General features: G+C 70.6%; 13 protein-coding genes. 12 read left to right on the top strand and 1 reads right to left on the bottom strand.

The window, feature by feature from the left end; all coding sequences use genetic code 11:
* Nucleotides 1-117 precede the first annotated feature (117 nt).
* The 9 genes from thrS to ACFWE2_RS21260 all read left to right on the top strand — a co-directional run bounded on the left by thrS (nucleotide 118) and on the right by ACFWE2_RS21260 (nucleotide 7,997).
* The gene (gene thrS / locus ACFWE2_RS21300; RefSeq protein WP_377226212.1) at nucleotides 118-2,145 is read left to right on the top strand and encodes a threonine--tRNA ligase; all 2,028 of its coding nucleotides are present in this window, start codon (nucleotides 118-120) and stop codon (nucleotides 2,143-2,145) included.
* Entirely contained in the window at nucleotides 2,145-2,717 is a 573-nt protein-coding gene (locus ACFWE2_RS21295) for an HIT family protein (RefSeq protein ID WP_377226210.1), read from the top strand. The genes thrS and ACFWE2_RS21295 overlap by 1 nt, the downstream gene beginning before the upstream one ends.
* On the top strand, nucleotides 2,718-3,347 hold the full coding sequence (gene pgsA, locus ACFWE2_RS21290; RefSeq protein WP_377226209.1) for a phosphatidylinositol phosphate synthase: 630 nt from the start codon (nucleotides 2,718-2,720) through the stop codon (nucleotides 3,345-3,347).
* A complete protein-coding gene (locus tag ACFWE2_RS21285) occupies nucleotides 3,347-4,303 on the top strand; it encodes a phosphatidylinositol mannoside acyltransferase (RefSeq protein WP_377226208.1) in 957 nt (318 codons plus the stop codon). Before pgsA ends, ACFWE2_RS21285 begins: the two co-directional genes overlap by 1 nt.
* A gap of 29 nt (nucleotides 4,304-4,332) precedes the next feature.
* Entirely contained in the window at nucleotides 4,333-5,529 is a 1,197-nt protein-coding gene (locus ACFWE2_RS21280) for a glycosyltransferase family 4 protein (RefSeq protein ID WP_377226211.1), read from the top strand.
* On the top strand, nucleotides 5,526-6,113 hold the full coding sequence (locus tag ACFWE2_RS21275; protein WP_377226207.1) for a hypothetical protein: 588 nt from the start codon (nucleotides 5,526-5,528) through the stop codon (nucleotides 6,111-6,113). The genes ACFWE2_RS21280 and ACFWE2_RS21275 overlap by 4 nt, the downstream gene beginning before the upstream one ends.
* Nucleotides 6,114-6,233: 120 nt before the next feature.
* On the top strand, nucleotides 6,234-7,148 hold the full coding sequence (gene pdxS / locus ACFWE2_RS21270; protein WP_377226206.1) for a pyridoxal 5'-phosphate synthase lyase subunit PdxS: 915 nt from the start codon (nucleotides 6,234-6,236) through the stop codon (nucleotides 7,146-7,148).
* A 262-nt stretch (nucleotides 7,149-7,410) separates the two neighbouring features.
* Complete coding sequence (locus ACFWE2_RS21265; RefSeq protein ID WP_377226205.1) at nucleotides 7,411-7,659, top strand: CopG family ribbon-helix-helix protein; 249 nt, start codon at nucleotides 7,411-7,413, stop codon at nucleotides 7,657-7,659.
* Nucleotides 7,653-7,997: a type II toxin-antitoxin system PemK/MazF family toxin gene (locus tag ACFWE2_RS21260; protein WP_253871116.1), complete on the top strand. Its 345-nt coding sequence runs from the start codon at nucleotides 7,653-7,655 to the stop codon at nucleotides 7,995-7,997. Before ACFWE2_RS21265 ends, ACFWE2_RS21260 begins: the two co-directional genes overlap by 7 nt.
* Nucleotides 7,998-8,325: 328 nt before the next feature.
* Here ACFWE2_RS21260 and ACFWE2_RS21255 read toward each other — a convergent pair whose 3' ends face one another.
* On the bottom strand, nucleotides 8,326-8,535 hold the full coding sequence (locus ACFWE2_RS21255; RefSeq protein WP_377226204.1) for a hypothetical protein: 210 nt from the start codon (nucleotides 8,533-8,535) through the stop codon (nucleotides 8,326-8,328).
* A gap of 195 nt (nucleotides 8,536-8,730) precedes the next feature.
* On the opposite strand from ACFWE2_RS21255, the gene ACFWE2_RS21250 reads away from it, so the two are divergent.
* The 3 genes from ACFWE2_RS21250 to ACFWE2_RS21240 form a co-directional block, all read left to right on the top strand.
* Nucleotides 8,731-9,603, top strand: a complete 873-nt coding sequence (locus ACFWE2_RS21250; RefSeq protein WP_377226203.1) for a M23 family metallopeptidase — start codon at nucleotides 8,731-8,733, stop codon at nucleotides 9,601-9,603.
* Nucleotides 9,603-10,457, top strand: coding sequence for a hypothetical protein (locus ACFWE2_RS21245; protein ID WP_377226202.1), 855 nt, complete (start codon nucleotides 9,603-9,605; stop codon nucleotides 10,455-10,457). The genes ACFWE2_RS21250 and ACFWE2_RS21245 overlap by 1 nt, the downstream gene beginning before the upstream one ends.
* A 166-nt stretch (nucleotides 10,458-10,623) precedes the next feature.
* The coding region (locus ACFWE2_RS21240) for a hypothetical protein (RefSeq protein WP_377226201.1) at nucleotides 10,624-11,023 on the top strand (400 nt) is incomplete at its 3' end.

Below are 11,023 nucleotides of genomic sequence, written 5' to 3'. Positions count from 1 at the left end.
CACCTTCACCGACCACGGCCTCGCGCCCGGCACCGACTACTCGTACACGGTCCGCGCCCGCGACACCGCGAAGCAGACCGGCCCGTTCAGCGGCGCCGCCAAGGCGCGCACCAAGGGCTGTCCGACGTCGTTTCGCCGCCTGCCCCCGCCGACCACACCCCGGCTGAGAACCTCACGGAGGCGACGACGACCACCGCGACGACCACCGGTGCCGAGCTGTACGGCACACGCCGCGACGTCGTCGTGGTCCGGGTGGACGGCGAGCTGTGGGACCTCGACCGGGAGATCCCGGCGGGTCACAAGGTCGAGCCCGTGACCGTCGGCGAGCCGGACGGCCTGGCCGTGCTGCGGCACAGCGCCGCGCACGTGCTCGCCCAGGCGGTGCAGCAGGTCAACCCGGACGCGAAGCTGGGCATCGGCCCGCCCGTGACCGACGGCTTCTACTACGACTTCGACGTCGAGACGCCGTTCACGCCCGAGGACCTCAAGAACCTCGACAAGATCATGGCCCGCATCATCAAGGAGGGCCAGACCTTCCGCCGCCGGGTCGTCACCGAGGACGAGGCCCGTGCGGAGCTGGCGAACGAGCCGTACAAGCTGGAGCTGATCGGCCTCAAGGGCGGGTCGAGCGACGACGGTGCCGGTGAGAACGGTGAGGCCGTCGAGGTGGGCGGCGCCGAGCTCACGATCTACGACAACGTCCGGGGCGCTGGCCGCGAGACCGAGACCGTGGTCTGGAGCGACCTGTGCCGCGGGCCGCACCTGCCGAACACCCGCCTGATCGGCAACGGCGTACAGCTCATGCGCTCGGCGGCCGCCTACTGGCGCGGCAGCGAGAAGAACCCGATGCTGCAGCGCGTCTACGGCACCGCCTGGCCCTCCAAGGACGAGCTCAAGGCGCACCTGGAGCGGCTCGCCGAGGCCGAGCGCCGTGACCACCGCCGCATCGGCGCCGAGATGGACCTGTTCAGCTTCTCCGACGAGGTCGGCTCGGGCCTGCCGCTGTTCCACCCCCGCGGTGGCGTGATCAAGCGGGTCATGGAGGACTACGTCCGCCAGCGCCACATCGAGGAGGGCTTCTCCTACGTCGGCACGCCGCACATCACCAAGGACGGGCTGTTCCACACCTCGGGGCACCTGCCGTACTACTCCGACACGATGTTCCCGGAGATGGACCTCGAGGGGTCCAAGTACCGGCTCAAGGCCATGAACTGCCCGATGCACAACCTGATCTTCGCCTCGCGCGGGCGTTCGTACCGCGAGCTGCCGCTGCGACTGTTCGAGTTCGGGTCGGTGTACCGGTACGAGAAGTCGGGTGTGGTGCAGGGTCTGACGCGCGTGCGCGGCCTGACCCAGGACGACTCGCACTCCTACGTGACGCCCGAGCAGGCGCCGTCGGAGGTCAAGCACCTGCTGGACTTCATGCTGAGCGTGCTGCGCGACTTCGGCCTGGACGACTTCTACCTGGAGCTGTCCACCCGGGACGACTCCAAGCCGGACAAGTTCGTCGGCTCCGACGAGGACTGGGCCGCCGCCACGAAGATCCTCGAGGAGGTGGGCCGCGAGACCGGCCTGGAGCTCGTCGCCGACCCGGGCGGCGCCGCGTTCTACGGCCCGAAGATCTCCGTGCAGGCCAAGGACGCCATCGGCCGCACCTGGCAGATGGGCACCGTGCAGTACGACTTCAACCAGCCCAAGGGCTTCGGGCTGGAGTACACGGCCGCGGACGGCACGCGCCAGCAGCCGGTCATGATCCACTCGGCCAAGTTCGGCTCCATCGAGCGGTTCATGGGTGTGCTCATCGAGCACTACGCCGGCGCCTTCCCGGCCTGGCTCGCGCCCGTGCAGGTCAAGCTGGTCCCCGTCGCCGAGGCGTTCGACGACTACGTGAAGGACGTCGCCGCGCAGCTCACGGCGCGCGGCATCCGCGTCGAGATCGACCTGTCGGACGACCGGTTCGCCAAGAAGATCCGCAACGCGTCCAAGGAGAAGGTGCCCTTCACGCTCATCGCCGGCGGCGAGGACGCAGAGGCCGGCGCCGTCTCGTTCCGGTTCCGCGACGGCACGCAGGAGAACGGCGTGCCCGTGGCGGACGCGGTCGAGCGCATCGTGGCGGCCGTGGCCGAGCGGTCGCAGCAGGCCTGATGGAACCCACGGTCCAGGACGCCGCGGACTTCGGCCCGCCCGACGACGGGTACGAACGGCTGTGGACGCCGCACCGCATGGTCTACATCGGCGGCCAGGACAAGCCGGCCGACTCGACGGCCGGGCAGTGCCCGTTCTGCCGCATCCCGCAGGGCGACGACGAGCAGGGTCTCGTCGTCGCCCGCGGGCAGCGGTGCTACGTGGTGCTGAACCTCTACCCGTACAACTCGGGGCACCTGATGGTGCTGCCGTACCGGCACGTCTCGGACTACACGGACCTCGACGCGGCCGAGACCGTCGAGCTGGCGCAGATGACTCAGCAGGCCATGCGCGTGTCGCGCGCCGTCTACGCGCCGGCAGGCTTCAATCTTGGTGTCAACCAGGGCGAGGTGGCGGGCGCGGGCATCGCGGCGCACCTGCACCAGCACGTGGTGCCTCGCTGGCTGGGTGACGCGAACTTCCTGCCCGTGGTCGGGCAGACCAAGGCGTTGCCCGAGCTGCTGGGAGTAACTCGCCGCCGGCTCGCGGAGGCGTGGGTGACCGCAGGGGGCGGCAACCAAGAGGAGAACTGAATGCTACGGAGCCTGCGCTCCCTGATGACAACGGTGTTCACGCCCCTGGCCCGGCTGCTGCTCGCGCTGCGGGTCTCACCGGACGCCGTGACCATCGCTGGCACGCTGATCGTCTCGGCGATCTCACTGACGCTGTTCCCCCTGGGGCACACGCTCGTCGGCGGCCTCCTGGTCGGGTTCTTCGTCCTCTTCGACTCGCTCGACGGCGTGATGGCGCGCATGTCCGGGCGTTCCGGTCCATGGGGCGCGTTCCTCGACTCGACGCTGGACCGCGTGGCCGACGGCGCCGTGTTCGGCGGCATCATGCTCTGGTTCGTGCTGCACCCCGAGGAGCACGACGGCCTCTGGGGCATCGCGGTCGCGCTGGCCTGCCTGGTGCTCGGGAGCGTCGTGCCCTACGCCAGGGCCCGCGCCGAGAGCGTCGGCGCCTCCGCCCAGGTGGGCATCGCCGAACGCGCCGACCGGCTCGTGCTAGCGCTCGTCCCGTTCACGTTCCTCCAGGTGGGCCTGCCGGTGGTGGTCCTGGAGGTGGTCCTGACGCTGCTGGCGCTCGCGAGCCTCGTGACCGTGTTCCAGCGGATGGCGACGGTGCGGGCGCAGCTCACCAGCAGGGCCGGGCAGGAAGCCTGATGAACGTCGCGGCGGCGTACACGTTCGCGTGGCGGAACGCGACGAAGATCCCGGAGCCCGTCCTGCGGGGCCTGTTCACCGTGGTGGCCGACGTCACGTGGCTGCGGCACGGCAAGAGCGTGCGCCGGATGGAGGCCAACTATGCCCGCGTCCGGCCGGACCTCGACGCCGCAGCGGTCCGCCGCCTGTCCCGCGCCGGGATGCGCAGCTACATGCGCTACTTCCGCGAGGCGTTCACCCTCCAGGGCATCACGCCCGACCAGCTCAGGGCACGCGTGCGCGTCGAGGGCTACGACGAGCACGTGCGGCCCGTGGTCGACGGCGGGGGAGCTGCCTCCCTGGCGCTGGGCCACCTCGGCAACTGGGACCTGGCCGGGGCCTACGGTTCCCAGTACCTCGCGAACGTGCTCACCGTCGCCGAACGGCTCAAGCCCGACGAGCTGTTCGACGAGTTCGTCCGGTTCCGCGGCTCCCTCGGCATCAACGTGCTGGCCCTCGGCAGCGGAGACGTGCTCGGCGCGCTGGTCCGCGGCGCCAAGGAGGGCAGCAAGCTCATCCCGCTGCTCAGCGACCGTGACCTGACCTCGACAGGCATCGAGGTGGACCTCGCCGGGCACCGGGCCCGGGTCGCCGCCGGGCCCGCCCTGCTCGGCCTGGAGGCCGGCGTCCCCGTGCACGCCGTCGGCATCACCTACGAGCGGCTGCGCGGCGACCGGCGCCGGGCCGCCCGCACGCCGTGGGGGATCGTCATCACGTTCCACCCCCCGCTGCCCGTGCCGGACGCCGGGCTGCCCCGCGACGAGCGGGCCCGCCTGCTCACGCAGGGCTGGACGGACCAGCTCGCGCGGACGATCGTCGAGCACACCGAGGACTGGCACATGCTGCAGCGCGTGTTCGTCGACGACCTCGGACCCGCCCGCAGGAACGCAGCCCGCCCCGCCCAGGAGACCGGATGAGAGGCGTCCGACGCCGCAGCCACCGCGTGCTGCGGATAGGCATCGTCTGCCCGTACTCCTTCGACGCCCCCGGCGGCGTCCAGTTCCATGTGCGCGACCTCGCCGAGGCGCTGCAGGCCGCGGGCCACGAGGTGTCCGTGCTGGCCCCCTCCAGCGACGACACGGAGCTGCCCGACGTCGTCACCGCCGCCGGACGCGCCGTCCCCGTGCCGTACAACGGCTCGGTCGCCCGGCTCACCTTCGGGCCGCTGACCGCCACCCGGGTCCGCCGCTGGCTCGAGGGCGGCATCGACGGCCACGCCTTCGACATCGTCCACCTGCACGAGCCGATGGTGCCGTCGCTGTCGATGCTCGCGCTGTGGCAGGCGACCGAACCGGTGGTCGCGACCTTCCACACCTCGCAGGTGCGCTCGCGGGCGCTCCAGGTCGCCTATCCGCTGGTCCGCCAGTCCCTGGAGAAGGTAGCCGCCCGGATCGCCGTCTCCGAGGACGCCCGCCGCACCCTGGTGGACCACCTCGGTGGCGACGCCGTCGTCATCCCGAACGGCGTGTACACGCAGGTGTTCGCGAGCAGCCCCCGGCGCCCCGAGTGGACCGGCACGCCCTCCGCCCCGACCGTCGCGTTCCTCGGCCGGCTCGACGAGCCGCGCAAGGGCCTGAACCTCCTCGTGCAGGCCGTTCCCACGATCCTCGCCGGCCGACCCGGCACCCGGTTCCTGGTGGCGGGCCGCGGGGACGGCATGGTCGCCGAGACCCGTGAGCTGCTCGGCGAGCAGGCCTCGTCCGTCGAGTTCCTCGGCGGCGTCACCGACGCCGAGAAGGCCGAGCTCCTGGCCTCCGCCGACCTGTACGTGGCACCCCAGACCGGCGGGGAGAGTTTCGGCATCGTGCTCGTCGAGGCCATGGCCGCAGGGGCAGTGGTGGTCGCCAGCGACCTCGGCGCCTTCCAGCGCGTCCTGGACGACGGCGCGGCGGGCGCCCTCTTCCGCACCGGCGACCCCGAGGACCTCGCCGCCACGGTGCTGGCGCTGCTCGCCGACCCCGCGCGACGCGACGCCTACCGCGCCCACGCCACGCAGTGGGTCCAGCGGTTCGACTGGTCCGGCGTCACCGAGCAGGTGCTCGCCGTCTACGACATGACGCTCGCCGCCGACAACGCGATCGGCGGCGACGTCGTCGGACGCATCATGGGACTCTTCCCACGCCGGGTCGGAGGCGACGCATGACCTGGTCGGAGATGGCGCTCGTCGCCCTCGGAGTGCTCGCGGTCGGCCTGCTGCTCGCCTGGCGGGGCGCCTACCGCGTGGACCGGCTGCACCGGAAGGTCGCCGCGTCACGGATCGCGCTCGACGCGCAGCTCGTGCGCCGGGCGTCGAGCGCGGTCGAGCTCGCGGCGTCGGGCGCGCTGGACCCCGCGAGCGCCATCCTGGTGGCGGACGCCGCGTACACGGCGTCGGACGCCGGACCCGTCACCTCGCCCGCCGCCGCGCTGAAGATGGACGGGCTGGGCCCGGACCGGGAGCGGGCGGAGTCGGGGCTCACCGCGACCCTGCGGGAGGCGATGGGTTCGCCGGAGTCGACGCAGCTCCTGCTCGCGGGGCCGTCGAGCGAGATCGTGGCGGCGCTCGCGGCGGCCTGGTACCGCGCGACGCTGGCCCGCCGGTTCCACAACGAGGCGGTCGCGCAGACGCGGCGGGTGCGCAGGCTCTGGTACGTCCGGCTGTTCCACCTGGCGGGCCGGGCGCCGATGCCGCGAACCGTCGAGCTGGACGACGCCCTGCCGCACGCCCTGGAGCCGAACGGCGGGTGACCGCCCTGCGAACAGGTAGGACGGGGCGGGTCCTGGCGGGCGATAAGATCGAATCAGGGCGCCGACCGCGCCCGGAACGACCGGCGTCGATCCCTTCGGCGAGAACTTTGCGAGGTAACCGTGACTGAATCCGTGACCGGCGAGAACACCGTGGGTACGGTCGGCACCGCGCGCGTGAAGCGCGGCATGGCCGAGATGCTCAAGGGCGGCGTCATCATGGACGTCGTCACGCCCGAGCAGGCGAAGATCGCCGAGGACGCGGGCGCGGTGGCCGTCATGGCGCTGGAGCGGGTGCCGGCGGACATCCGTGCGCAGGGCGGCGTGTCGCGCATGAGCGACCCCGACATGGTCGACGGCATCATCGAGGCCGTCTCGATCCCCGTGATGGCGAAGGCGCGCATCGGGCACTTCGTCGAGGCGCAGGTGCTGCAGTCGCTCGGCGTCGACTACATCGACGAGTCCGAGGTGCTGACCCCCGCGGACTACGCGAACCACATCGACAAGTGGAACTTCACCGTTCCCTTCGTGTGCGGCGCGACGAACCTGGGTGAGGCGCTGCGCCGCATCACGGAGGGCGCGGCGATGATCCGCTCGAAGGGTGAGGCCGGCACGGGTGACGTGTCGAACGCGACCACGCACATGCGTCAGATCCGCCAGCAGATCCGCCGCCTGACCTCGCTGCCGGAGGACGAGCTGTTCGTCGCCGCCAAGGAGCTGCAGGCGCCGTACGAGCTGGTCAAGGAGGTCGCGACCACCGGAAAGCTGCCGGTCGTGCTGTTCACCGCGGGCGGCATCGCCACCCCGGCGGACGCCGCGATGATGATGCAGCTCGGCGCCGAGGGCGTGTTCGTCGGCTCGGGCATCTTCAAGTCGGGCAACCCCGAGCAGCGCGCGAGGGCGATCGTCCAGGCCACGACGTTCTTCGACGACGCCGATGTGATCGCCAAGGTCTCGCGCGGTCTCGGCGAGGCGATGGTCGGCATCAACGTCGACGAGATCCCGGAGCCGCACCGGCTGGCCGAGCGCGGCTGGTGACAGCCCGCTCCAGCGATTGACGGAGAGGCCCTGCGGACATCGAGTCCGCGGGGCCTCTCCGCATGGTGGGCGGTAGATCCCGGCTGGCTGACTCGCGTTCAGCAGGCCCGGCGGAGCCATAACCCGTCCGGTAACGGCCGGCTGGCGCCTGTTGAATCAAGGTCAGGTGTCGGCGCCGTTGTCGGAGTATGAGCATGCTGCGCCGTTCAGTGTGGCGCGCACCTCTCTGGCGGGGCGGTAGAAAAAGTTATACCATTGATCCATGAAGACAGCGATCAGCCTCCCGGATCACACGGCGGAGCGCTTCGACCACATCGCTCAGAAGCACGGGATGACGAGGTCGGAGTTCTATCGGCGTGCCGCTGAGCACTACGCCGCCGAGCTGACCGGTGCGGACCTGACCGAGCAGATCGACGATGCGATCGACGCCATCGGGCAGCCCGGCGACGACACTGCCGACTTCCGTCGCACCGCGAACGCCCGCATGGTCGAGGCCTCGGACGAGTGGTGATCCGGCGCGCAGAGGTGTGCTGGGTCGACTTCGGAGAACCTCGGGGGAGCGCTCCGGCCAAGCGGCGCCCGGCCGTCGTCGTGCAGTCTGATCAGTACAACAAGTCCCGCATCGCCACCGTCGTCGTCCTGCCGATCACCTCGAACACGGCCCTCGCGCGGCATCCTGGCAACGTGTTCCTCCCAGCTTTGGCGTCCGGGCTGCCGAAGGACTCGGTCGTCAACGTGTCCCAGCCGATGACCGTGGACCGCACTGACATCGAACCCACCGGATTCGCGCTTCCTGACAACCTGATGGATGCCGTCGACGCCGGCCTTCGACGAGTGGTGGACCTGTGACGGTCGACCCGCAGGCCGGGCGATGGAGTCTGTCCTTCTGCGCACCCTGATGTGTACGCCTGATGAGGCGTACCTGGCAGAGCGACCATTGGGAGTGCGGCAGACGACCACAAGTCGTGCGGCAAAACGATGGCCTGTTGCAATCTTGGACCACGGCATCAACGTCGACGAGATCCCGGAGCCGCACCGGCTGGCGGAGCGCGGCTGGTGACAGCCCGGTCCTGTGACTGACGGAAGGCCCGCGGACGTAAGGTCCGCGGGCCCTCTGCTCTCCCGGACAAGGTGCAGGTCCGATGTCGGTGCCTGCACCGCTGTTCTCGAGGATCTGTCAGGTGGTCACCTCATGGGTGCCGGAGCTGCTCACCCAGTGGCTCAGGCTCCTGCACGTGTGCGCACCGCCGTCACAGCGGGCGATCCGGAAGCGGATCTTCGTGTTCTCCGGGAAGTCCTTGTTGCAGGTTCGGACTCCTCCGGCCAGGAACCCGTCCTTGTTGCGGCAGATCCCCTCACGGCCGGTGCTCGGATGCCGCCAGATCACACCCGTGCTGTACCCGTCGCTGCTGTCGTCGGTTATCCAGAAGTAGTCACCGTCCGGCTGGTAACAACCATCGCCGCGTCAGTCACCTGGACGAGCCGCGAGGCGCAGCCCCGGCATAGATCCGGTCTAGGTCCGCCATAGCGGCCATTGCCAGGCTCGCTCGTGTCATACCCCCGCATCGAGTGAGGAATGAGCATGGAACTGGCGAGACGGCGCGTCAGCACGACCTTCGCGGTCGTCCTGGCGCTGATGGCGAGCTTCCTGGTCGTGGCGTGGACGGCGCCGTCGGCCCAGGCGCTCGGGGACAACTGCCAAGGGACTCTGGTCAAGAGGTGCATCCGGGTCCAGCAGGTCGGTACGTCGTACTACGCGCACGCCGGGATAGAAGACGAGAACGGCGCGTACGACGTCGCGGTGAACAGCATCCAGCTGCAGCGGCACAACGGCACCTCGTGGGTGACGGTCAAGGAGAACGGAAACTTCGACGGGTGGGCCCCGACCCGAGACGAGGGCGACACCGCATCGCACTCGTGCACGAGCGGTGGTCACAGCTTCCGGGCGCGGGCGTTCTTCCAGTGGTCCGGCCCCGACTCGGGTGAGCAGTGGCTCACGACCGACGTCGTGTCGATCTGTGCGGGCGCTTTCCAGGTCCCGTTCCCGTGCAGCGAGACCTGGACGGGAAGCACCCGCTCCGGTCACAGCCCGGCCAACGCCGTGGACTTCAACCGGAACCCCGACGAGGGGCAGCAGGTGTACGCGTCGGCGGGCGGCACGGTGACGACCGTGCGCGACCTGAGTCCTAACTCCTACGGCAAGTACGTGATCATCACCCACAACGGCGGCTACCAGACGCTGTACGCCCATCTGCAGAGCTTCGCGGTCTCGGTGGGCGACGCCGTCACGGTGCGGACGCCGATCGGCCGGGTGGGCAGCACCGGTAACTCGTCGGGTGCGCACCTGCACTACGAGCAGCGGCTGAACGGCAACGACGTGCGGGTCAGGTTCGTCAACGCCGACCCCGTGTACTACGGGGACAGGAACCTGAGCCGAGACTCGGAGTGCCTCTGATGGCGGCCGTGAGAGGGGCCCGCACGCGGGTTCTCGCAGCCTGTGTCTTCGTCCTGACCCTCGCGGCGAGCCTCCTGGTCGTCGTCTCCAGCGCCGCGCCGGCGCAGGCGCTGGGGGACAAGTGCTACGGCGAGGACGTCATCCGGTGCATCCGGGTGCTGCAGTCCGGGGGCAACTACTACGCGCACGCAGGGATCGAGGACAAGAACGGCACGTACGACGTCGCGGTGAACAACATCCAGCTCCAGCGGCACGACGGCACCGAGTGGGTGACGGTCAAGTCGCTCAGCGACTTCGACGGCTGGGCCGCGACCCGGGACGAGGGCGACAGCGGTCAGCACGGCTGCACCACCGGTGTGCACAGCTTCCGGGCGCGGGCGTTCTTCCAGTGGTCGGGACCGAACTCCGGCGAGCAGTGGCTGACCACCGACAACGTGTCGCCGTGCGGCGAGTCCTGCAAGAACTCGTACGGCAACCCCCGCACCTGCGCCGGCGCCGTCTCGTGGGCCGAGAGCAGGGTCGGCGCCTCGGGGTGGGGCGGCCTGTGCGACCGGTTCGTGGCGAACGCCTACGGCTGGGACCACAGCGGCTCGGGGAGCGCCATCATCCACTGGAACGCCATCCCTTCCGGGAACAAGCACGCGGGTGACCGCTCCGTGCCCGCCGGCGGGCTCGCGTTCTTCCGCGGCGGCGAGTACGGGCACGTCATGATCTCGGTCGGGGGCGGCACCTTCGTCTCCAACGACATCGACGGGTACGCCCGCATCTCGACCGCCACGATCGGCGAGGTCGAGAGCGAGTGGGGGTACACCTACCTCGGCTGGGCACAGCCCTGGTTCCAGGCCAACCACTGAACTTTCGGGCCAACCGCCGAGTTCCAGGCCGACCACCGAGAGATCCTGACGCACTGAACGCCGGGGGTGTCCGTTCCGACGGGCGCCCCCGGCGTGCGTCCGGCGTGCGTCCGGCACCGGCGGCAGGACCGCGCCGACAAGTACCCGCGGGGAAGAGGAGACGATCGTGTCAGTGCTGCTCGACGGCGTTCCCGGGCCGGCGGCCGTGCCGCGCCCGACCGGCGCGCGGACCTACGAGGAGCTGGGCACCCGGCTGGCCGACCTGCGCCGGCTGTCCGGGGTGACGTACCGGGAGCTGCACCGCAGGATCGTGCGGCTCCGGCGGGCGGGTGGCCGGGCCGACCTGCCCGCGTTCAACACCGTGTACCGCTGCCTGCAGCCGGGCCGCCACCGGCTGGACGACGAGCTGGTGGCCGACGTGGTGCGGGCCCTGGTGCCCGGCCCCGGTGGGGAGGCCGCCGCCGACGAGTGGCGCCGGACCTGCCGGGTCGTCGCAGGGCTGGCCGCCGAGGCCTCGTGGGCGCGGACGGCGGTCGGGCTCCCGGCCGACGACGTCGACCTCGTCG

It is taken from the genome of Promicromonospora sp. NPDC060271, from assembly GCF_042726755.1.
Taxonomy (GTDB): domain Bacteria; phylum Actinomycetota; class Actinomycetes; order Actinomycetales; family Cellulomonadaceae; genus Promicromonospora.
Note: the sequence above shows the minus strand (reverse complement) of the source record. Positions and strands in the feature narration are given on the sequence as shown.